This is a genomic window from Curvibacter fontanus, from assembly GCF_054780335.1.
In genome coordinates this window covers 47,706-71,362 of the sequence record NZ_BAAGWN010000016.1, presented here as the reverse complement: position 1 = coordinate 71,362, position 23,657 = coordinate 47,706, and the positions used below count along the sequence as shown (strand labels likewise).

Below are 23,657 nucleotides of genomic sequence, written 5' to 3'. Positions count from 1 at the left end.
CCAGGAGAGCGACGATGAACACCGCCAATGATTCCACCAGTGCCCTGCTGCGCACAACGCTGGAAGCCGCACTCAAGCGTCAGCGCGCCGCCTACCTCGCCAACCCCGTGCCCGATCATGAAAGCCGCTGCGCCGACCTGCGCAAGCTGGAACGCTTCGTGCGAGAGCACCAGGACGCCATCTGCGACGCCATCAGCGCCGACTACGGCAACCGCTCGCGCCACGAAACCCTCTTGACCGAAATCATGCCGGTGCTCAAGGGCATCCACCACACACTCAAACAACTCAAGCGCTGGATGAAGCCACAGCGCCGCGGCATCGACCGCCTGGCCTTCGGCCTGGCCAGCAACCGCGTAATCCCGCAGCCCCTGGGCGTGGTGGGTGTCATCGTGCCCTGGAACTTCCCGCTCAACCTCAGCCTGCTGCCGCTCACCGCCATCTTCGCCGCCGGCAACCGCGCCATGGTCAAGATGAGCGAGAACTCGCGCCACCTGGCCAAGCTACTGATCAAGGAAATGCCTGGCTACTTCCCCGAGGAGAAGCTGCAGTTCTTCGACGAGACCGGTGGGGTGGGCATCGCTTTCTCCAGCCTGCCTTTCGACCATCTTCTCTTCACCGGCTCAGGGACAACGGGCCGCGCCGTGATGGCCGCGGCCGCTGCCAACCTCTGCCCGGTCACGCTGGAACTCGGCGGCAAGTCGCCCGCCATCGTCTGCGAGGATTTCCCGTTGCGCACGGCGGTCGAGCGTCTGCTCTACGTCAAGTACCTCAACGCCGGCCAGATCTGCACCACGGTGGACCACGTCTACGTGCCCCAGCGTCGTATCAAGGAATTCATGCGCCTGGCCCAGGAGATCATGCCCAGGCGCTATCCGAAGCTGGACTCGCCGGATTACACGGCCATCATCGACGAGATCGCCTACGCGCGGCTGCTGCACGCGCTGGACGAGGCCAAACAGCGCGGCGCCCAGGTGATCCCGCTGATCCCCGGCAAACCCTTCGATGCCAAGCTGCGCAAGATCGCGCCGCATATCGTGCTGGACGCGCCCGCCGACTGCCTGCTGATGCAGCGCGAGATCTTCGGCCCCATCCTGCCGGTGATCGCCTACGAAGACCTGGAAGACGATGTGATCAAGCGCATCAACGCCGGGCCGCGGCCGCTGGCGCTTTACCCGTTCACCAACGACAAGGCCGTGCAGGTGCAACTGCTCACGCGCGTGATGTCGGGCGGTGTGTCCATCAACGATGCGCTTTTCCACGTGGGCCAGGAAGAACTGCCTTTCGGCGGTGTCGGCGCATCGGGCATGGGCCACTACCACGGCTTTGAGGGTTTCCTGACCTTCTCCAAGCTGCGCCCGGTGTTCCACCAGGCGCGCTTCTCCACGGCCAAGCTGCTGGCACCGCCCTACGGGCCACTGACGGACAAGCTGCTGAAGTTCCTGCTGAAGTAGACCGTCATCGCCCGCCAGCCCACCGCGTTCGCCCTGAGCCTGTCGAAGGGCTTCGACAGGCTCAGGGCGAACGGAACTGCAGCGTGCGCTTGCTCAGACTGCCGGGTCGCGCATCTCCTTGCGGATCGCGTCGACGGCCTTGAGCAGCTCCGGGCTCAGCGTCGTGCCCCAGGCGTTGAGGTCCTCGTCCAGTTGGGCCACCGAGGTCACGCCGATGATGGTGCTGGCCACCTGCCACCTGGTGTAGCAGAAGGCCAGGGCCATCTGTGTGGGCGTCAGACCATGTTCGCGCGCCAGCGCGTTGTAACGACGCGCGGCGTCCAGCGCCTCGGTCCGGCCCCAGCGCTGCTTGCGCACGCTCTCGAACTTGGCGATACGGCCGTCCTTGGGCGCATCGGTCCCGAGGAAACCGCTGGCGTCGTACTTGCCCGTGAGCAGGCCGAAGCCCAGCGGCGAATAGGCCAGCAGCGAGACGCCCAGGCGGTGCAGGGTTTCGTCCAGCGCGTTTTCGACCGTGCGGTTCACCAGGCAGTAGGGGTTCTGCACCGTGGCCACACGCGGCAGGCCGTGCTGCTCGGCCAGGCGCACGAACTCGTGCACACCATAGGGTGACTCGTTCGAGAGGCCGATGGCGCGCACCTTGCCGGCTTTCACCAGCTTGCCCAGGGCCTCCAGCTGTTCGTGGATAGACGTCACCGTGGGGTCGTCCTTGGCCGGGTCGAAGTACATCGCACCGAACATGGGCACGTGGCGCAGCGGCCAGTGGATCTGGTAAAGATCGATCACGTCGGTCTTCAGGCGCTTCAAGCTGTCGTCGCAGGCAGCCAGCATCTCGGCCGGCGTCACGTTGGGACTGCCCTTGCGCACCCAATCCATGCCGCGTGAGGGGCCGGCCACCTTGGTCGCCAGATGCATCTTCTGGCGAGCACCGGGGCGGTTGGCGTACCAGTTGCCGATGATCTTCTCGGTCGCGTTATAGGTCTCGGGCTTAGTGGGCACGGAGTAGATCTCGGCCGTGTCGAGGAAGTTGATGCCGCGCTCCAGCGCACGGTCCAGGATGCGGTGGGCGGTGGCCTCGTCCACCTGTTCGCCGAAGGTCATGGTGCCCAGGCAGATGGGGGTGACGTGCAGATCGCTCTGGCCGAGTCGGACGTTTTTCATTGTTTTATCTCTCAACAGAAAGACGAGGAGTTTACGGAGTCTTCAATATCCCCGCTTGCCGCGCGCGTTCCTCCTCCTGCAGACGCAATATGCGGCGTTGAACCTTGCCGGTGGTGGTCATGGGCAGGGCGTCGATGAACTCGACCTCCTTGGGGTATTCGTAGGGCGCGAGCTTGCCGCGCACATGCTGCTGCAGCTCGGCCACCAGCGCCGCCTCGTCACCCAGCGCGGCGCGCGCCTCGGTGGTCAGCACCACATAGGCCTTGACGAGTGCGCCGCGTTCGGCATCGGGCTTGGGCACCACCGCCGCATTGGCCACGGCCGGGTGCTTGACCAGGCAGTTCTCGATCTCGCCGGGGCCGATGCGGTAGCCCGCGGCCTTGAACATGTCGTCCGCTCGGCCCTGGTACCAGAGATAGCCGTCGGTGTCGCGCAGCGCCAGGTCACCGGTGCGGCACCAGTCACCGGTGTACTTGGCGCGCGTGCCAGCCTCGTTCTTCCAGTAGCCGAGGAAAAAGATCGGATCCGGCTGGCCGTGCACGTCCAGGCGGTGGATCGCCACCTCGCCCACCACGCCGGCCAGGCTCTCCTTGCCCTGTTCGTCGATCACCGCCACGCGGTGGCCCGGGTAACCCTTGCCCATGCTGCCCGGCTTGGCCGGCCAGAAGATGGAGCAGTTGCCGACGATATAGTTGACCTCGGTCTGACCGAACATCTCGTTGACCGTCACCCCCAGCTCTTTCTGGCAGTAGGCAAACACCGCGTCGCCCAAGGCCTCGCCCGCGCTCATGATGGCCTGCAGCCTGAGCTTGAAAAAATGCCTCGGTTGCGGAAAGGCCTTCATCATGGCCTTGAGCGCGGTCGGGAAGAGGAAGGTGTGCGTGACCTCGTACTTCTGCAAAAGCTCGAAGGCGGTCTGCGGGCTGAAACGACCGTTCCAGGCCACGATGGGGCGCCCGAAATAGAGTGCGGGCAGGAGCGCATCCATCAAACCGCCGGTCCAGCTCCAGTCTGCGGGGCTCCAGAAGACGCTGGGCGTGCTGGGCTTCGGCAGCGTCGGCAAGGGCCCCGAAGCCTGCGGATCGAAGCCGAACCAGTTCTGGCTGCAGATGAAACCCGTGAGGTTGCCGATCAACGCGCGGTGCGGGATCAGCGCGCCCTTGGGATTGCCCGTGGTGCCGCTGGTGTAGATCAGCACGGCCGGATCCTCCGCACGGGTGGGCCGCGGCGCGTAAGCCGGCGGCTGTGTTGCCAGCAGCGCCGTGTAGTCCAGGTCGGCCAGGGCTACCGCGCCGCCACCGGCGTCCCCACTGGCGCTGTCGCCCACACCGATCACGTGCCGCAGCGCCTCGCAGCTGCCGCGCAGGTTCTGGATGGCGAGGAGGGCAGCGTCGTCGCAGATCAGCACCGAAGCCGCGCTGTCGTTCAGGCGAAATTCAAGCGCATCGGGCCCGAACAGGGTGGACAGGGGCATGGCCACCGCCCCCATCTGCAGCACCGCCATATAGGCCACGGCTGTCTCGAAGCGCTGTGGCAGCACGATGGCCACGCGGTCGCCGCGCCTCACGCCCAGCGTGGCCAGGGCCGCCGAAAGCCGGTTGGCCTGTTCCTGCAATTCGGCATAACTATGGGAGCGTGCCCGCAGGCCCGCCCCGTCGGCATGGATGGCGATGCGCTGCCCCGCATCCGCCGCCTGCGCCCAGCGCCGGCAACACACCTCGGCGATATTGAAGGTCTCGGGCACCTGCCAGCGGAACTGGCGGTGCAAGGCCTCGTAGTTGTCCCGCTTCTGACTGCGCGCCATACGGTGTCTCCTTATGATGGCGTTCTAGGATGGACCAAATGTACCAAGCCCGCCGCCCAGCCCACAGCGAATTCGCCCCCGTCCGCAACCTGAAGTACCACGTCTGGCGCTGGGGCGAGACCGATTCCGCCCTGCCCCCGCTGGTGCTCATGCACGGCTGGATGGACGTTGCCGCGTCCTACCAGTTCGTCGTGGACGCTTTCAGCCCGGCTTTTTTCCAGGGCCGCACCATCATCGCGGCCGACTGGCGCGGTTTTGGCCTCACGGAATGCCCGGGACACGACAACTACTGGTTCCCCGACTATCTGGCCGATCTCGACCTGCTGCTGGACCACTATGCTGGCGACAAGGCTGTGGACCTGGTCGGCCACAGCATGGGCGGCAATGTGGTCATGCTGTATGCCGGCGTACGCCCCCAGCGCATCCGCCGCCTGGTCAACCTGGAAGGCTTCGGCATGCCGGCCACCAAAGCGGCACAAGCCCCTCGCCGTTACGCCAAATGGATGGACGAGCTCAAGAGCCTGCACCGCGGTGAACTGGCGCTCAAGAGCTACGCCAACGCCGACGGCGTGGCACGCCGCCTCATGAAGACCAACCCGCGCCTGGGCGAGGACAAGGCCCAGTGGCTGGCCCGGCACTGGGCCCGCCCCAACGCGCAGGACCAGTGGGAGATCCTGGGCGACGCCGCGCACAAGATCGTCAACGCCCAGCTCTACCGCGTGGACGAGGTGCTGGCCGCCTTTGCCGCCATCACGGCCCCGGTGCTGTCCGTGGAGGCCAGCGACAACCAGATGGAGCAGTGGTGGGAAGGCAAGTACACCCTGGCCGAGTTCCACGAACGCCTGAAAAGCGTGCCCCAGCTGCGGGAAGCCCAGATCCAGGACGCCGGCCACATGCTGCACCACGACCAGCCCGAGCAACTGGCCGCGCTGATCGAAAACTTCCTCGCCTGAACCCCTTGGCGCCGGGGGTGGGCCAGAAGCTGCGAAAATACGAGCTTCAGGCGGAAAACGTGCTTTTCGGCACCCCGCCCCCACGCACAGAACGCACACAGGATTCCCCATCATGGACGCAGAACAAATCAATGCCATCGGCACCAAACTGGCCGACCTGAGCCAGCGCACGGTCGAGCTCCGGAGGTATCTTTGACTACGATGCCAAAGCTGAACGACTGAGGACGGTCAACGCCTCGCTCGAAGACCCCACGGTCTGGAACGACCCCAAGCGTGCCCAGGAACTGGGCAGGGAAAAGAAGGCCCTGGACGACGTAGTCGTCACGCTGGACAAGCTCAGCAGCGAGCTCTCCGACAACTCCGAGCTCTACGACATGAGCAAGGAAGAAGGCGACGAAGCCGGCCTCAAGACCATCTCGGCCGAAGAAGCCAAGCTCTCCGAGATCGTGGAGAAGCTGGAATTCCGCCGCATGTTCAACAACCCGGCCGATCCCCTGCCCGCCTTCCTGGACATCCAGGCCGGCGCCGGCGGCACCGAGGCCTGCGACTGGGCCAGCATGCTGCTGCGCCAGTACCTCAAGTACGCCGAGCGCAAGGGCTTCAAGGCCACGGTGGAAGAAGAAACCCCGGGCGACACCGCCGGCATCAAGAGCGCATCGATCAAGATCGAGGGGGACTACGCCTTCGGCCTGCTGCGCACCGAAACCGGCGTGCACCGCCTGGTGCGCAAGTCGCCCTTCGACTCCTCGGGCGGTCGCCACACCAGCTTTGCCAGCGTCTTCGTCTACCCGGAAATCGACGACACCATCGAGATCGACATCAACCCGTCAGATGTGCGCACCGACACCTTCCGCGCCAGCGGCGCGGGCGGCCAGCACATCAACAAGACCGACTCGGCCGTGCGCCTCACGCACATCCCCACCGGCATCGTGGTGCAGTGCCAGGACGGCCGCAGCCAGCACAGCAACCGCGACGTGGCGTGGAAACGCCTGCGCAGCCGCCTGTACGACCACGAGATGCGCAAACGCCAGGAAGAACAGCAGAAGCTGGAAGACAGCAAGACCGACGTGGGCTGGGGCCACCAGATCCGCAGCTATGTGCTGGACCAGAGCCGCATCAAGGACCTGCGCACCAATTACGAGACCTCGGCCACCCAGAAAGTGCTGGACGGCGACCTCGACCCCTTCATCGAAGCCTCCCTGAAACAGGGCGTTTAAGCCATGCACCATCCATCCCCGTTCGGGCTGAGCCTGTCGAAGCCCTCATCCCCCCAAGAGCCCTTCGACAAGCTCAGGGCGAACGAATGCAGTCATCACTGCGTCCATCACATTTCATGCGGAGTTCACCATGCGTGAAGGACAAGCCAACGTCATCCGGCGCGAAGACTACGCCGCACCGGCCTACTGGATCGACACGGTCGACCTGAGCTTCGACCTGGACCCGGCCAAGACCCGCGTGCTCAACAAGATGACGCTGCGCCGCAACCCGGCCGTGGCGGCCCAGGCCCTGCGCCTGGACGGCGAAGAGCTGAACCTGGCGCGTGTGCTCGTCAACGGCCAGGGCACGAGCTTCAAGATGGACGGCGGCCAGCTCCTGCTGGAAAACCTGCCGGAAGGCGAAACCCCCTTCGAGCTGGAAATCTTCACCACCTGCAACCCGGCGAAGAACAGCAAGCTCATGGGCCTGTACGTGAGCAATGATTCCTTCTTCACGCAATGCGAGGCCGAGGGTTTCCGCCGCATCACCTATTTCCTGGACCGTCCCGACGTGATGGCCAGCTACAGCGTGACGCTGCGCGCCGACAAGAAGAAATACCCGGTGCTGCTGTCCAACGGCAACCTCGTCGAGCAGGGCGAGCTGGAGGACGGCCGCCACTTTGCCAAGTGGGTGGACCCGCACAAGAAGCCTTGCTACCTCTTCGCGCTGGTGGCCGGCCAGCTGGTCGCACGTGAGCAGCGCATCACCGCGCGCAACGGCCAGGACCACCTGCTGCAGGTCTTCGTGCGCCCGGGCGATCTGGACAAGACCGAGCACGCCATGAACTCCCTCATGGCCTCGGTGGCCTGGGACGAGGCGCGCTTCAATCTGCCGCTGGACCTGGAACGCTTCATGATCGTCGCCACCAGCGACTTCAACATGGGTGCCATGGAAAACAAGGGCCTGAACATCTTCAACACGAAGTACGTTCTGGCCAACCAGGCCACGGCCACCGATGCCGATTTCTCCAACATCGAAAGCGTGGTGGGCCACGAGTACTTCCACAACTGGACCGGCAACCGCGTGACCTGCCGCGACTGGTTCCAGCTCAGCCTGAAGGAAGGCCTGACCGTCTTCCGCGACCAGGAGTTCAGCCAGGACCTGGCAGGTGACCTGTCGGCGCGCGCCGTCAAGCGCATCGAGGACGTGCGTGTGCTGCGCACCGCCCAGTTTCCCGAGGACGCCGGCCCCATGGCCCACCCGGTGCGTCCGGACTCCTACATCGAGATCAACAACTTCTACACCGTCACCGTCTACGAAAAAGGCGCCGAAGTCGTGCGCATGCAGCAGACGCTGACCTCGCGCGAAGGCTTCGCCAAGGGCATGGCCCTGTACTTCCAGCGCTTTGATGGCCAGGCCGTGACCTGCGACGACTTCGCCCAGGCCATAGCAGACGCCAACCCCGGCTCCGAACTGGCCCGCCTTTTGCCCCAGTTCAAGCGCTGGTACAGCCAGGCCGGCACGCCGCGCCTGAGCGCCACCGCGCAATACGACGCCGCGACCCGCAGCTACACGCTGACGCTGAGCCAGTCCTGCGCCCCTACCCCAGGCCAGGCGGTGAAAGAACCCTTTGTCATCCCGGTCAGCCTGGGCTTGATCACCACCGACGGCAGCGCCCTCCCCCTGCAGCTCGAAGGCGAGAGCCAAGCCGGCGCCAGCTCGCGCACCATCGTGCTCACCGAAGCCAGCCAGACCCTGCGCTTCATCAACGTCGATGCCGAGCCCGTTCCCTCGCTGCTGCGCGGCTTCAGTGCCCCCGTGGTGCTGGCCTACGACTACAGCGACGAACAGCTGCTGGCCCTGCTGGCCCACGATACCGACCCCTTCAACCGCTGGGAAGCCGGCCAGCGCCTGGCCGTCAAGCGCGCGCTGGCCTTCATCCGCGGCAGCGCCCAGCCCGGCGAGGCCAAGGTGCTGGACGCCGCTTACGTCGAAGCCATGCGCCAGGTGCTGCGCCACCCCAGGCTGGACGCGGCCTTCAAGGAACTGGTGCTGACCCTGCCGGCCGAGACCTATATGTCCGAGCAGTTGGACGTGGTGGACCCGCAGCGTGTGCACGCCGTGCGCGAGTCCATGCGCCAGCAGCTGGCGCTGGAGCTGCAGAGCGACTGGCAATGGGCCTACGAGGAACACCATGACACGGGTGCCTACCGCCCCGACGCCCTGTCCTCCGGCCGCCGCGCCCTCACCGGCCTGGCCCTCACCATGCTCTGCCTGGCCGCGCGCGAGACCGGCGACATGATCTGGCCCGGCAAGACCTACCAGCGTTTCAAGGACGCCGGCAATATGACCGACCGCTTCAACGCCCTGGGCGCCCTGGTCAACAGCGGGCACGAACTTGCCGGCCAGGCGCTGGAGCGTTTCCACGCCCTGTTCAAGGACGAGGCCCTGGTGCTGGACAAATGGTTCGCCCTGCAGGCCGGCAACTGCGACCGCGGCGGCCAGGTGCTGCCGGCCGTGCGCCAGCTCATGAACCACCCGGACTTCAACCTGCGCAATCCGAACCGCGCGCGCAGCCTGATCTTCAGCTACTGCAGCGCCAACCCCGGCGCCTTCCACCGTGCCGACGCGGCCGGTTATGTCTACTGGAGCGAGCGCGTGCTGGAGCTGGACGGCATCAACCCGCAGGTCGCCGCCCGACTGGCCCGCGCGCTGGACCGCTGGAAGAAACTGGCCGAGCCCTACCGCCACGCCGCGCGCGAAGCCATCGCCCGCGTGGCCGCCAAGCCCGACCTGAGCAACGACGTGCGCGAGGTTGTGACCCGCGCCTTGGCAGAATGATGACGAAATGATCTCGCCGCTGCCGCGGCATTGATGACGCGGGCTACGCCCGCATGACTCAAGTCATTTCGTCATCGAAGCCGCGCAGCGGCAAGATCATGCGCGCAGCGCGTCATCCATCCCTACGGAGAAGAACATGAGCAGCAAGATTTCCCTCACCCGCTACCTGGTCGAACAGCAGCGCAGCCACGGCCACATCCCCTCCGAGCTGCGCCTGCTGCTCGAAGTGGTGGCCCGCGCCTGCAAGAGCATCAGCCAGGCCGTCAACAAGGGCGCCCTGGGCGGGGTGCTGGGCAGCGCCGGCAGCGAGAACGTGCAGGGCGAAGTGCAGAAGAAGCTCGACATCATCGCCAACGAGGTGCTGATCGAAGCCAATGAATGGGGCGGCCACCTCGCCGGCATGGCCTCGGAGGAGATGGACAGCATCTACGCCGTGCCCAACCGCTACCCCAAGGGCGAATACCTGCTGCTGTTCGATCCCCTGGACGGCTCCAGCAACATCGACGTCAACGTCAGCATCGGCACCATCTTCAGCGTGCTGCGCATGCCCGAAGACGACCGCAGCGTGGACGAGGCCGACTTCCTGCAAAAAGGCAGCCAGCAGGTGGCCGCCGGCTACTGCGTCTACGGCCCGCAGACCACCCTGGTGCTGACCGTGGGCGACGGCGTGGCCATGTTCACGCTGGACCGCGAGCAGGGCTCCTTCGTGCTCACGCAGGAAAACGTGCAGATCCCGGCCGACACCAAGGAATTCGCGATCAACATGAGCAATATGCGCCACTGGGACGAACCGGTGAAGCGCTACATCGACGAATGCCTGCAGGGCAAGGAAGGTCCCAGGGCCAAGGACTTCAACATGCGCTGGATCGCCAGCATGGTGGCCGACGTGCACCGCATCCTGACCCGCGGCGGCATCTTCATGTACCCCTGGGACAAGCGTGAGCCCAACAAACCCGGCAAGCTGCGCCTGATGTACGAAGCCAACCCCATGAGCTGGCTGATCGAGCAGGCCGGCGGCGCCGCCACCAACGGCCGCCAGCGCATCCTGGACATCCAGCCCGCCAGCCTGCACGAGCGCGTCAGCGTGATCCTGGGCTCGAAGAACGAGGTGGAGCGCGTCACCTCCTATCACCACGGCAAGGTATAATTTTGGGTTCAGTGCCGGTGTAGCTCAGTTGGTAGAGCAGCTCATTCGTAATGAGAAGGTCGAGGGTTCGATTCCTTTCTCCGGCACCATTCCGACAACCCGTAGTTCCATAAGAACTACGGGTTTTTTCATGGCGCAGCAGCAAGCGCTCGCACAAAGAAAAAGCCGTTGCACTCGCATGCAACGGCTTTTTGTTTTTTGGCGGAGTGGACGTCCCCCTTAATACCAATAAATACGGGTAAAAATTTGGCATATGATTTTTTACCCCACAAAAAACCCCACTAATTACCAGCCACAGTAAACGCAATCCATCTAGCCACGCCCAAGACGAATTCAGGCTAGGGCGGGATCCCGGTCCCGACACTCGCTACATGCCCGCTGGCCGCTCATCCCACCTCATCGTTGCATAGGTGCGCATGGGGCAGCGTTTCCCCTGTTGAGTTCGAGTGCCTGTGCATCTAAGATACACATCGGAGTGCAGACGTCTGCACTCACCCCTGCCATTGCTCACTGGTCGAAGTCATCCAGTAAGATGCGGGTATGAGGAGAAAAAATACTGCTGAAAGACCCGTGGCGCATTTCGCTGGCCATGAGACGTTTCCTTTGCGGCAGATGTGGCTCAAGAAAGCGTTCGACCAAGCCAAAGATGGCGTGGTGAAACGCTCCGCCTTCGCTGACGAGGCAGCCATCGCCGAATTTGGCGTCGGTAAGAACATGGTGGCAGCCATCAGGCATTGGGCCTTGGCGTGCGACGTGATCAAAGAGCCCGACGGCAACGCGGATTACCCGTTGACGGAAAACGGGCGGCTCATCTTCTCCGACGACGGCTACGACCCTTACGCCGAACATCCCACCACGGCTTGGTATTGCCATTGGTGCCTTGCGGGCCGGGGAACCCGTGCGACAACTTGGTATTGGCTTTTCAACCACGTGGTGGGCCCGACGTTCACGCGCGATGAGCTCGAGGAGCCCTTGGCCGACTATGCCAAGAGCATCGACGCCAATCGGCGTCTCTCGCCTGCGACCTTCTCGCGCGATATCGAGACTTGTATCCGCGGCTATGCGCCCCGCGCGTCTGGCGCGTCGCCCGAGGAATACGCGGAGCCCATGCTCGCCGAGCTCGGCCTCATCTACGAGGAGAAGAAGGGGCATTTCGCCTTTCGGAGAGGCCCGAAGTCCACTCTGAGCGACGGACTGTTCGCATTCGCGCTTCTGGATTTTTGGAAGAGCAAGGGCGGCAGCCAGAACTCGTTAGCCTTCGAGACCATCGTGTATGGGGAAGGCTCGCCGGGCCGCGTGTTCAAGCTCGACGAAGAGTCGGTCGCCGAGCGACTTTTTGGACTGGCCGACCTTACGCGCAACGCGCTGACCTGGACGGACTCGGCAGGCTTGCGCCAAGTCATGCGCGACCCGTCCAAGGGAGCTCAGCTCCCCGATCGCATGTTGAAGAAGGCCTACCATGGCTAAACGCGACGACGAGCCACTGTCGGAGTTCGTAAGCATTTCGCGGCTGTATCAGCGCTCGATCCGAATCGACGTCGACCTGGGGCGAACTGACGCCCTCGACGGCTACATCTGCCACGCGACTGCGCGCGGCGCTCTGGAGAGCATGGCCACTCAGCTCGCGCAGAGCAATCAACGAGCCTTCACCCTTACCGGCCCCTTCGGCGGAGGCAAGTCATCGTTGGCCGTCGCGCTCGCAAGCGCCCTCTCAGAGTCCAAGCCCGTGCGCCAAAAGGCTCGCGACTTGCTGCGCACCTCGGAGATTCCGTCGTTCGATGAGGCGTTCGCATGTAGGCGCGGCTGGCTGATTCTTCCGGTCGTCGGCAAACGGGCAAGCGTCGTCGAGGAGCTCACCAAGGCTCTGCACAAAGCGCGAGGAACACGAGGCGAGCCGAAAAGGCTTACCCCCACCGCTCTGATCGATCAACTCTGCGAGGCCGCGGAGTCGCGAGTCTGGGACGGCGTCTTAGTCCTGATCGACGAGATGGGGAAGTTCCTCGAAGCCTCCGCGCTTGAGCTCGGGGACGATGTCAACTTCTACCAAGACCTGGCTGAGCGCGCTGGCCGCCTGAAAGGCAAGATCGTCGTCGTCGGCATCTTGCATCAGGCGTTCGCCCAATACGCGAAGCGCCTGGGCATCGAGACTCGCGACGGGTGGGCGAAGGTCCAAGGCCGCTATTCCGATATCCCGCTCGTCGCCGCGAGCGACGAGGTCGTCGAGCTCATTGGGCGTGCGGTGATCAGCAAGATCCCGGAGGATCGAGGTGACCCGGCGGCCGAGGCTGTTGCCTCGTCGATCCGCGCGCGGAGGCCGGCCGTCGGCCCCGATTTCGCCACGAGCCTCGCCAAGTGCTGTCCTCTGCATCCGGCGATGGCTGCCCTTCTCGGGCCGATTTCCAAGCGTCAATTTGGCCAGAACGAGCGCAGTGTATTTGGTTTCCTGGCCTCCGTGGAGCCACATGGGTTCCGTTCTTACCTGCAGGCGACGCCCTCAAAGAGCCGGCGCTGGTATCGGCCCGACGATTACTGGGACTACCTGCGAGCTAATTTGGAGCCGGCGATTCTGGCCTCCCCCGACGGACACCGCTGGGCGCAGGCCGTGGAGGCCGTGGAACGGGCCGAGGCGAAGAGCGGCGACAAGCTGCTTGTCGCCTTGATGAAGAACGTGGCAGTCATCGACCTGTTCCGCAACGGTTCGGGCTTGGCCGCGGAGCTCGACGTGCTCGCTGCGATCTTCTCGGATGTTCCTAGAGAGCGCGTCGACGCGGCGCTCTCCGAGCTTGCCGCAATGCGGGTGCTGCTGTTCAAGAAGCACATCTCGGCCTGGTCAGTATTCGAGGGCAGCGACTTCGATATCGAAGCGGCCATCGCGCAGACGCGCTCCGCTCAGCCCGCGCTCGATTTCGGCCTGCTATCGAGCCTCGCGAACCTTCATCCCGTGGTCGCCAAGCGGCACTATCACAAGACCGGGACAATGCGCTGGATGAACATGGCGCTCTGCCGGCTGGCCGACGCCTCGAAGCTCGCCGAGAAGTTTGAACCGGCGCGAGGCGAGTTCGGAACGTTCCTCCTCGCCCTGCCCGATCGAGGCGCGGATCTCAAGGGTTCGTCGCGCTTGGCTGCGCAGCACGCGCGGCTGCGGCCTTGGCCCGTCGTGGTGGGTGTGCCCCCGAACTTCGCGAAGATCGAAGACCTGGGCTCCGAGCTCGTCGCGCTTCAACAGGTCCAAGCCCGGCATGAGCTCCAAGGCGACGCCGTCGCGCGGCGAGAGGTCCACGCCAGGCTTGCCGAGGTCCGCTCCAGCCTCCAGGAGGAGCTGCGCGCCGGCATCCTCAACGCGCGCTGGCAGTTCGACTCTGAGCCAGCGGAGAGTGGGCTGAAGCTGTCCCGCATCGCCTCCAAGCTGGCCGACAAGCTTTACGACCAGGCCCCCGGGGTGTGGAGTGAGCTCGTGAATCGCGAGAGCCCGTCTAGCAACAGCGTCAAGGCGCGTCGCGATCTGATGCATAGGATGCTCTCACACGAGAGCCTGGAGAACCTCGGCATCGAGGGATTCCCTGCGGAGCGCGGGCTGCATGTTGCGCTTCTCGCCCACCCGAAGCTGCATGTGCAAGCGCCTGATGGCCAATGGAGGTTCTCGGCCCCGCGCGACGACGAGTCCGCGGGCTTCAAGGGTCTCTGGGAGGAGACTCGAAAGCTGCTGGGTGACTCCGCGGCACGCGTTTCGGCGACTGATATTCACGCGCGTTGGGCGGCCCCTCCGATTGGCATGAGGGCCGGCATCATGCCGGTCTACCTGACGGCCTTCCTGCTCTCCAACAAGGGAAACTTGGCGCTCTACAAGGACGGCGTGTTTGTCCCCGAGCTGACCGAGGCAGACCTCGACGAATACCTTCAAGACGCAAGCCGATTCTCGCTGCGTTGGATCGTGATCGACGAGCAAAAGACGGCAATTCTCGAAGGCGTGGCAAAGGTCCTCTCCGAGCTCGGAGCCGCGCCGGAGTCCATGGACCCCTTAGAAGCCGCGCGCGGCCTGGTGGCCGTCGTCTTCGCCTTACCGGCCTGGTCGCAGCGCACGATGCGCTTGAGCGCCAAGGCCCGCGCAGTTCGCGACACCCTTCTCAAAGCGAACGACCCTCACCGCGTGCTGTTCGTCGACCTGCCGGCCGCACTTGACGGGAAAGTGGGGGCCCAGTTCGTCGAGGAGCTGCGCGCGCCGGTCGCCGAGCTTGTGGGCGCATACGACCAACTCTTGCTCGGGATAGAAGAGGCCATGCTCGCCGAGCTTGACGCTTCTCGCGATGACCTGGCGAGTCTGCGCCGCCGGGCCGAGACGCTCGAGGGTGTGAGCGGCGATCTTCGCCAAGAGGCGTTCTGCGCTCGCTTGGCCAAGCACGACGGTGGCCGCGCGACCATCGAAGGCATTCTGAGCTTGGCTGCGAACAAGCCTCCGCGAGACTGGAACGACCGCGATATCGACGCAGCGAGCCTCGACATCGCCCAGGCTGCCCTGCGATTTCGGCGCGACGAAGCCTTCGTGGCAGTCAAGGGCCGCAAACCCAAGACTGATGCGTTTGCGGTGGTTTTCGGAGCCGGTCCCGAGACGCGCACGCTCTCTCGCGCGTTTTCCGTCTCTGACAAGCACGCGCCGAAGTTGGACAAGCTCGTCGACAGGCTCGTCGCGGACCTGATGGCGCAAGGCCTGGACACCGAACTGCTGTTCGCGGCTCTGGCGAAGACTGGCATGCGGCTCAGCGAGAAAGACATCAAAGACAGGAGTTCCACCCATGGCTGAACGACATGTGCTCGGTATCTCGGGCGGGCGCGACAGCGCGGCGCTGGCGGTTTACGTTAGGCAGCATCGTCCCGAGCTCGACGTGGACTACTTCTTCACCGACACCGGCAAGGAGCTGCCGGAGGTCTATGAGTTCCTAGGCCGCCTCGAAGGCTTCCTGGGCAAGCCGATCGCCAGGTTGAATCCGCGTCGCGATTTCGACTTCTGGCTGCGCGAATACAACCACTTCCTGCCCTCGCCTCAAACCCGTTGGTGCACCCGCCAATTGAAACTCGCGCCGTTCGAGCAGTGGGTCAAGCCAATGCTCGCTGCGGGGGACATGGTGACAAGCTATGTAGCGATCCGATCCGACGAGGACTACCGCGAAGGCTACAGCGCAAAGCATCCCAACCTGACGGTGAGCCTGCCCTTTCGGGAGGCGGGGGTCGACAAAAAGGGGGTGCACGACATCCTCGAGTCCTCGGGCGTTGGGATGCCGAAGTATTACGACTGGCGCTCTCGCAGCGGCTGCACCTTCTGCTTCTTCCAGCAGAAGATCGAGTGGGTCCGCTTGAAGGAGCGGCATCCTGACGCGTTCGAGGAGGCAAAGAGCTACGAGAAGAACGCCTTGGAACATGGCTCGCCCTTCACGTGGTCGAAGGGCGAATCGCTCGACGAGTTGGAGAAGCCAGCCCGCGTGATCCAGATCGTGGCGGACTACGATCGCCGCAAGCAGCGCGACCTGGCTAACCGCCCGATCAACCCACTGCGTCCAGCGTCGATCGCCGGCTCCGAGGACATCGACGACCTCTTCGGCGAGGACGAAGGCGGCGGCGCATGCGTCGTATGCCACAAATAGGTTAGGGCGTCCTACTCCGCAAGCCGGAACCTGCAGCGTGGCTACCCCACCTCCCAGCGCCGAACGCAAGCGTCCCGCCGAAACGATGCTTGCTGCATGGGAAGCGGCCCTTCATCTGGGTATTACCCCGGAGCTCTTGTTCTACTACACGAGTCGTGGCTTTCAAAAGCGCCCAGGCGAAAAGAGGCGGCTCCTTACCCATGACGTCAAAGGCTTAACTAGATTCTCGATTTCGGAGCTCGATGCATTTGACAGCTACCTGAGGGAGCCATGGGCGGAGATCGGTGAAGCGCGCCGCGATCCACCACAAAAAGTGCTCGCATATCTGCACGCTGAAAGCGCGGGCTCTTGCATGCGGTGTGGATCGGGCATCTCAGTTGAAACAGCCCACATCGAGCCGTGGGCGAGTTCGCGCTGCAACCATCATCACAACTTACTTCGGATTTGCTCGGCTTGTCATAGCGAGCATGACGCGCATCACAGCCTCCCGACAGAAGAGCTTAGGAGGCTGAAGGCAGCTGGCATCGAACGGCTTAGAGCGAACCTGAAAAGCCGCTTGAGCCTCGGGCCAAACTTTCCGTTGCCGAAGGCTGACCCGCTATTTGTCGGGAGAGTAGAGGAACTTGAAGACATTTGTGACTCACTGCGCACTGACCGATATATCTTCGTTCACGGACCAGGCGGCATTGGGAAAACACAGCTCGTCCTAAGGGCCCTTCAAGTCGCCGATACGGGAAGGCCTGTTTTGTGGGTCGAGGCGGAACGATACGACAGTATGCAGGCGCTGAGAGCGGCGTTGGATATCTCACTACGAAGCGTGCAGCAAGGTGGCACCGAGCCGCTCGATTCCCTCTTGGACAAAATGCAGGCCTGTTTGGTCATCGATGGCTTGGAGCAACTCAAGGCGCCGGGCATTGACGCTGTCGACGACTGGATAACGCAATTGCAAGCCAGTCTTAAAGACACGCAAATCATTGTCACTTCGCAGGCGGACCTAGCTCAAGCGCAAGTAGACCATCACGTGCAGCTCAAAGGAATAGAGATCGAAGCAAGCGAGAAACTCCTCTCTCATTACCTAAGACCCAACACGCCTACCGACGTCTACAGCATAAGCAAACTCATTTCATTCTCTGACGGCCACCCGTTGACACTTCGCATCACCGCAACGTTGATCAACTACTTTGGGTCGAGCTCCGTCGCGCTGAACCAAATCCAGCTGCGCGGCGCCGATCTTCTCGAGATCCAAAAAAGGTCATCGCAAAATAGGCTCACGTCCCTTAAGACATGCCTTTCTCTCGCCTACGATGCCCTGACTGGGGACGAGCAAAAGCTTTTGTATGTAGTCGCCAACGCGCCTGGCGGATTGTTTAGCCGGATGCTCGATCACGACCAGACCTGGGTCAGCGACGGCCAGTCTGCAATCGCGGCCACTCGGCGCTGGGGCCTTATCGAAGTAAGGGGCCAAGGGGAAGCGCGGGAGCGGGTCCACATGCTTTCGCCCATTGCCAGCTACGCGGTTGCTCGCTTGCGGGAAGAGCGGCCTCAGGAGGCTCGGCGCCTTGTCATGCAATTGGCGAAGGAATTCGCACTGATGGCGGCGGTGATCGACATGCACTCGGAGGAGAATAGCGGTCTGCCGAACATGCTGGGCCGGTTCGAAGAGGAGTTGCCGAACTTGCTTCGAGTTCTCGATCTCGCCGAGGGAGAGCTTGGTGACGCTGAGCTGGGCGTGATGGCCACCGGGGTTTGCTCGGCGCTAATGCGATATTTCTTCGTGATTCAATTGGGTGACGTTGGCAGTCAAGTGATGCTGCGCGGCGCCCGGATTGCTATGCGCGAAGGGAGAATGAAGAGCGCAAGCGGCCTGCTGACGCGAATGGTCGCCCTCGCTCATCGAAGTCACGAACGTATCGACATCAAGCCGGCCATTGCCCTACTCGACGAGATCGAGATCCAGGGACGAGATGCAGAGACCCGCGGTAACGTGGCTCTCTGCCGCGCAGCGGCCGCCAGCTTTGGACGGAAGCAGGGCGTGGTCCAAGCGCAAGCTCTTGCCGCCATCGAGCACTTCGAGGAAGCGCTTGCCTCCGCGTCAAAGACGGTTGACGAAAATGAAGGCACTGAGAGCATCGAGAACGACCTGTCGTCAGCCTATGCCCTCTTGGGCGGTGCGCTGCTGGCGCAACGCGAATACGAAGCGGCGGCGAATGCCTATCGAAAATCACTCGCGATGGTACGAGGCCAATCCATCGCTGTCAATAAAGGTCAGCTCCACCATCAGATCGGCAACTGCGAGGCATATCTCGGAAACCATAGTGAGGCAGCAACCCGCTACACGATGGCGGCGAGTCAGTTTTACACGATAGGCATGCGCGCCTATTTGGGCAATGCGCTAGGCGAATTCGGAAACCTGCTCCTCGAGATAGGCCTCGACGGCGACTGGCCAACCTTGCCAAATATCGAAATTATCGAGGCAGGCGTCGACGACATTGCAGGGACGCTCGAAGGTTGTTTCGGCCAACATCCCTTCGATCTGGCCGCTTGCTCCGGCGCGCTTCGCAACCTGCTCGGAATGACCTTTCTAATTGGCTTCAGCAACGAATTGAGCCCTTTGGCCTTTCCGTCTAGCTTGCAGTCAGAACTGCTGCCTTGGGCGGAACAGGCGGTTTACGACATGGACGACGTTTGGATGGACGAGCTGGGCGGAGATGCAGTTCATGAATTGAAGGCGCTGCTCAACCTCGAAGCAGCGGTTGCGCAGTTCGAACGCAACGTCCGGAATGCAAAATCTGAGCAACTCGATATCGCCCCGCTCGCAGCTGCATGTGCGGGGGTTGGTTTTTGGGGCAGTCCCCGCCAGAAGGACAACTGGCTCTTCGTCTACTTGGCGCGGCGGTGGGGCGTGCCTAGCGGAATGCTCGACGACCTCAAGGGACGACTAGCTCGGTGGGCTCCAGACCAGCCGCTTCTCTTACATTTGCGCGCGGCGAGAGTATCGTGAAGCCCCTGGCCACGTTTGTGATGTCCTCTGCGTTGTGAGCGCGGTTCCCATTCCGCCCAGTCACGGCGCCTTTGTCGACTCGTCCGCGATCAGCACCAGCTTGACAGCCACGCCTTTCGGTGCCGCAAGGCCGTCGATGGTATCTTGCGGAGTGGTAATTTTTCCGTAGTGCAATTCCAGACGCACATTGTTCAAAATGTCTTGCTTGGCTTTAACACCAAGCCGCAACTTATTGGACAGCGTGGCCAAATCCAGTTCCGCCCACCCATAGTGGGCGATCAGCATGCGCTCCAGCCAAATCGCAAGCCGCATTCCATCGTCGTCTTGGAATGCGAGCGACTGATCGCCACCACGAACTGCGATCATCGAGCGGTGGCTCCCTGTCGCGTCCACATATGCGGTCGCCGGATTCTTGGGGATTTTCTCGCCAAGCAAGAATGCCTTCACGACAACTTCGGAATCGCGCGCCATCTTGAATGCCGCTGGGCGAGTCAATTGATTCGCGGTAGCTTGCGCGAACTGAGCGGCGACATCGAAACGCAGCCTGCCAACTACCGCGAGCTTCTCGGCCTCAGCTCGCTTCAGAAAGTCGGCAATTGGCATCGCCAGGACTCGGCCTGGCGCATATTGCAAGTCGAACGCGCCTGCGGCGGTTTTTAGGCCGACGGCGACAAGATCCCTGCTATCGAAGCGAGCGAGATGGTGAGGAAGGGCCTCGTGAACTTCCGCGATCGCGAAGACGGCAGATCGGTTGGCACCTTGACCTCCCTTGGTGGCGACGTTCAAGTCGCACTGTTGCGTCACGTGGATCAGGCACTCGCCGCCAGCTTTGAGGTTTGAAGCCAGGACCGAACCAAATGGGAGCGTGGAGTTGAATCGCTCCTCCGGTTTTTCCACTGTCGGTCCGTAGAACGCATCGCCTGTGGGCCAACCGCTCCAGACGTAGTGCGAGAAGAAGGCCCGAGCCACCTCGGGGTTCACAATTGGCGACATGAAGCGAGTCTTCAATCCATCGGCGCCGTCCATGTGCTTGCGAAAACAAACATCTAGCTCGCAGATTTTTTTGGCCACAGTTTTGTCGCGTTCCACGTGCCAAAGATACTCGCGACTAATGAGGTCCCCGAGATGTCCATCAAATGGATCGTTGTCAACATTCGCGGTGAGGTGAACGCGCTGGATAGCAGCCGCGTCCAAGTTCCACAGCGTAGTCTCGGCGGCATCCGCCGCCCTCTTGAGCGCGTCGGACCAACTGCGTATGAATGCGCGCATGCTTTGGGAGGCCGCGCGCTGAGCCATTAGCTGATCGAAAAGAACACGCAGCCCGCGAGCCTTGAAATCCGCAGAAGCCAGATCCGACTTTGGAAGTATCCAGAGGCCGGCAGCGCTGATCTGGGATGCCTTGCTGAACTCTTGCCGGTGCTTCGTCAACTCCGCTTCGGCTGTTGACATCGCGACGATGGGCGGCATGAGCTTGTCGCCCGACTCCGCCGAAAGTTCTCCCAGATATTTTTTCAAATCGTCAACCGGCGTTGCGCTCCCAACCAGGACCAAATCCAAGAACAAGAAATCAAAAACTACGGCTTCGGCACGCGGGGGGCGCTTGCCGACAAAATGAATTTCATAGGCTGGCGCAGGAAACGCCAAGTCGAATTCCCGACGTAGCGCGCTGCCACGGTCAGCGCGCGTAAGAAAGTTCGAGAACCTCCCAAGAAGGTCCGCGCTAGCCTTCCCGCGAAACCAATCGGTGAGAAGGAAGTCTTGAACAAACGCGTCGGATGTCAGGAAGTGCTCGAAGGCCTTGGAATCACCATTGAACGCGCTCACGTCCATCTTTTCCGCACAGAGAATCAATAGCTCCTTAACCTCTGGTCCGTCGACATCACCAAGGACCGCCTCGATCTCAGGCTCGCTCTCGCGAAGCTGCGCGTATACGAACTGAACCAATTCGTCGTCGACGACAAGAATTCGGGGCGGTTTGGTCTGGCCCCCGTCCGGCACGCCTTGAACTGCCGCCTCCGCCGCCGGGGCCTCGGTCTTGCCCCCATCCTCTTGGTCGGGCTTCTTGTCAACCTCGGCCGCTTTTCTGATCTCGTGTGTGATCACTTTTCCTCCCTGGGAAGCTCTAGAACAAAGGTCCTGAGCCTTCCGTCCGCATCCGGAGACTCGTCGAGATAGAGCTTGCCACCGTGATACGAAGCGAGCTCCGAGGCTATGTAGAGGCCAAGGCCCTTGCCTTTTTTTCGCGTCGAGAAGTAAGGCTTGAAGATGGCTTTCGCATAGCGCGGATCGACACCAGGTCCGTTGTCTGTGACGGTAATCGCACTGGCTCGCGTGTCGATGTCGACATGGATAGTCGGCGTGCCTTCGCCCTCCTTCAAAGCCTGTCGGACCCAATGCAGCGAGTTCACAATAAGGTTTTCGAGCGCCTGTGCAACCAAGCCGCGCACCATGTGGACGCCGAACTCGTGCTTAGGCGGCTTGCCGTCGACAGTCACTAACGCCTCGACGCCGTGTCGGACCATTCGAGCTTTGAAGCTATCAACTATAGTCTTGGTCTGCGCTACGACATCGTAGGTCTCTTTGCGGTTGCGCCCAGAGGGGCTCATCGCATCCACGGTTCGTATCCTTTTATTGGTTGCGACGATCTGCCTGCGCAAGTTGTCGATTACCTCGACCACATCAACTCGGCGCGTTCCGTCTTCTAGTTGAGCAAGAAGCTCGCCAGTGCGCTCCGTAAGGCGCGCAAGCTCGTGGACCACGACTTCGACAACTAGACCGATGTTGGCGAGCTCGAGCAATTCGACGCGCGTTTCCTGAGCCATGTCGAGCGCCCGCTTGATCGTCCTCACATATTCAATCTGATCGCTAATCGCCTCCCGAACTTGAAGCACCTTGTCCTTGTGCTCGGCAGGAACCTCCTTCGCGATTTGATTGAATGCCTTAAGGGTCCGCGCGAGATTGTTCTCGCTTTGCCGAAGCGACTCCTCTGTCGACTCTTCGGCGATTGCGATCTTGACTTGCGCCTCTTGAGTGGCGCTAATTTGTCCCCGTAGATCCGCGACGATCTCCACGCCCAGCAATGTCTTGAGCAACTGCTGCTCGGGGCACGAGACCAATCTCTCCCGATTAGATGCATCGATCAGCCGAGGATTGCGCTCCGATGAAATCGCCACGCTGCCGACCGTCTGGTATCGGTTGAGGGCGTAGCCCTTCGTTCTTAGCGCGCGGCTGTCCCACTCCAGCCAGTCGTCGTCCATTCCGCCGGTTTGCCCAACCCTGAATCCGTCGCGGTAAATAGCGAAGCCACCGCACCACACGTTCAACTCGTTGGAAATATCGGTGCGACTGCGATCAACCGCCTGAGCATTGAGCGACTGGCGATTGAACCAGAGGCACGTCGCCTCGAACGGACCAAGGCTTTCGAAGAGGCTCTGCGGGACGGAGAGCCGGTCCGAGAGCTCCGCCGACTTCCAGGCTCGTTCGTCAGGTGCATCGCTGCCTCTCCATAAAAGGGACCGTCGCATGACGCTCCCCTCCGAATCCACTCCTCCGGGATCGAAGACAATGTGCGCGCGAAACTGCGAGCATTCCGCAAGCCAATCGGGGAGAGTGGCGATCGGTTGCCGCTTTCCATTCAGCAGAACATCCACAGGAAACCGCTTGCGCCGCTTGGCGAAAGGGTCTTGGAGGCGGCGGAGATACTTCTGGACGAACGAGGCGATCTTCTCCTGAGTCCAAAACGAATTCAGGTCGGCGACCTCAATCACGGTTCCCGACACGTCGGCGGCAGCTGGTTCGGCGGGCTCCACTTTAACTTCAATTTGATGAAGGAAAAGAGAAGGGTCGTTGAAGTCCTCCCAGTTGAACCGCACCTGGTGCCATAGACGTTGGCCAGCCATCTTGGATTTGACTACGGCAACTTGTCCAAGACGCATCATGGAGAGGCGTCCTATACCTTTCTCGCCCAGAATTATTGGATCGCCAGACTTGGCGGCTTTCTTCGCCAGCAGCTTGCCAGGCGTTCCAATAACTAGGAACCGACTGTCGAGGTCGTCCGCGCTCATGCCGGAGCCTGTGTCCTGCACAACAATTTTGAACTTCGTCGCAAGAAAACCTTCGACAAACGTCGCCACCGCCTGCAGCCCGTTTATCGCGGCCTGGTCGAACTCATGGAGCATGGCCGCGCGTTCACGCGAAGCGAGCTCGGACGCCAGGGCGCCTTGAAACGCCTCCCGCGCCGCCTCTTTGCCGATCTTTGGCGGTGTAGCCAATAGGCGTTCTCGCAGCAGCGACAGAGTCGCGGCGTCTGCGGGAGCATGCAGCAGCACCTCCACTCGCGGGGAACCAGCGTCGAACGCGTTCTTGATCAGTTCATTGAGCGCGACATCGTCGGAGGTAATCAGCTCCGCGCCCATCTGCCGAAGCGCGCGCGCGGCCACACGAAACGAATTAGCCATTGGATGAGT

The 23,657-nt window shown here is 62.4% G+C and carries 13 protein-coding genes and 1 tRNA gene; 10 read left to right on the top strand and 4 right to left on the bottom strand.

The genetic code is table 11. From position 1 onward, the window contains the following. The first annotated feature begins 14 nt into the window (after positions 1 to 14). Positions 15 to 1,451 carry a coniferyl aldehyde dehydrogenase gene (locus ACYVH8_RS11320; protein ID WP_460488961.1) on the top strand — a complete coding sequence of 479 codons (1,437 nt, stop codon included), beginning with the start codon at positions 15 to 17 and terminating at the stop codon, positions 1,449 to 1,451. Between the two features lie 93 nt (positions 1,452 to 1,544). On the opposite strand, the gene ACYVH8_RS11315 is transcribed toward ACYVH8_RS11320, so the two are convergent. Both ACYVH8_RS11315 and ACYVH8_RS11310 read right to left on the bottom strand, forming a co-directional pair. Further along, positions 1,545 to 2,612, bottom strand: coding sequence for an aldo/keto reductase (locus ACYVH8_RS11315; protein WP_460488960.1), 1,068 nt, complete (start codon positions 2,610 to 2,612; stop codon positions 1,545 to 1,547). 31 nt (positions 2,613 to 2,643) lie between these two features. After that, a complete protein-coding gene (locus tag ACYVH8_RS11310) occupies positions 2,644 to 4,416 on the bottom strand; it encodes an acyl-CoA synthetase (RefSeq protein WP_460488959.1) in 1,773 nt (590 codons plus the stop codon). A gap of 38 nt (positions 4,417 to 4,454) precedes the next feature. On the opposite strand from ACYVH8_RS11310, the gene ACYVH8_RS11305 reads away from it, so the two are divergent. From ACYVH8_RS11305 to ACYVH8_RS11265, 9 genes are all read left to right on the top strand, one after another. After that, on the top strand, positions 4,455 to 5,369 hold the full coding sequence (locus tag ACYVH8_RS11305; protein ID WP_460488958.1) for an alpha/beta fold hydrolase: 915 nt from the start codon (positions 4,455 to 4,457) through the stop codon (positions 5,367 to 5,369). 112 nt (positions 5,370 to 5,481) lie between these two features. Further along, positions 5,482 to 6,586 (top strand): peptide chain release factor 2 gene (gene prfB / locus ACYVH8_RS11300; protein WP_460488957.1). Its coding sequence is split into 2 segments (ribosomal slippage): positions 5,482 to 5,562 and positions 5,564 to 6,586, totalling 1,104 coding nucleotides; the frame shifts between segments, so codons are not numbered across the junction. 130 nt (positions 6,587 to 6,716) lie between these two features. Beyond that, the gene (pepN, locus tag ACYVH8_RS11295) at positions 6,717 to 9,407 is read left to right on the top strand and encodes an aminopeptidase N (protein ID WP_460488956.1); all 2,691 of its coding nucleotides are present in this window, start codon (positions 6,717 to 6,719) and stop codon (positions 9,405 to 9,407) included. A gap of 136 nt (positions 9,408 to 9,543) precedes the next feature. After that, the gene (locus ACYVH8_RS11290) at positions 9,544 to 10,554 is read left to right on the top strand and encodes a class 1 fructose-bisphosphatase (RefSeq protein WP_460488955.1); all 1,011 of its coding nucleotides are present in this window, start codon (positions 9,544 to 9,546) and stop codon (positions 10,552 to 10,554) included. 13 nt (positions 10,555 to 10,567) lie between these two features. Beyond that, a tRNA-Thr gene (locus ACYVH8_RS11285) sits at positions 10,568 to 10,643 on the top strand. 481 nt (positions 10,644 to 11,124) lie between these two features. After that, positions 11,125 to 12,021, top strand: coding sequence for a DUF4007 family protein (locus ACYVH8_RS11280; RefSeq protein ID WP_460488954.1), 897 nt, complete (start codon positions 11,125 to 11,127; stop codon positions 12,019 to 12,021). Further along, on the top strand, positions 12,014 to 15,352 hold the full coding sequence (locus ACYVH8_RS11275; RefSeq protein ID WP_460488953.1) for an ATP-binding protein: 3,339 nt from the start codon (positions 12,014 to 12,016) through the stop codon (positions 15,350 to 15,352). The genes ACYVH8_RS11280 and ACYVH8_RS11275 overlap by 8 nt, the downstream gene beginning before the upstream one ends. Then, the gene (locus tag ACYVH8_RS11270) at positions 15,345 to 16,190 is read left to right on the top strand and encodes a phosphoadenosine phosphosulfate reductase domain-containing protein (RefSeq protein ID WP_460488952.1); all 846 of its coding nucleotides are present in this window, start codon (positions 15,345 to 15,347) and stop codon (positions 16,188 to 16,190) included. Before ACYVH8_RS11275 ends, ACYVH8_RS11270 begins: the two co-directional genes overlap by 8 nt. Positions 16,191 to 16,227: 37 nt before the next feature. After that, positions 16,228 to 19,191: a hypothetical protein gene (locus ACYVH8_RS11265; protein WP_460488951.1), complete on the top strand. Its 2,964-nt coding sequence runs from the start codon at positions 16,228 to 16,230 to the stop codon at positions 19,189 to 19,191. 60 nt (positions 19,192 to 19,251) lie between these two features. On the opposite strand, the gene ACYVH8_RS11260 is transcribed toward ACYVH8_RS11265, so the two are convergent. After that, the gene (locus ACYVH8_RS11260; RefSeq protein ID WP_460488950.1) at positions 19,252 to 21,294 is read right to left on the bottom strand and encodes a hypothetical protein; all 2,043 of its coding nucleotides are present in this window, start codon (positions 21,292 to 21,294) and stop codon (positions 19,252 to 19,254) included. Beyond that, positions 21,291 to 23,648: an ATP-binding protein gene (locus ACYVH8_RS11255; protein WP_460488949.1), complete on the bottom strand. Its 2,358-nt coding sequence runs from the start codon at positions 23,646 to 23,648 to the stop codon at positions 21,291 to 21,293. Before ACYVH8_RS11255 ends, ACYVH8_RS11260 begins: the two co-directional genes overlap by 4 nt. Between the last annotated feature and the right edge of the window lie 9 nt (positions 23,649 to 23,657).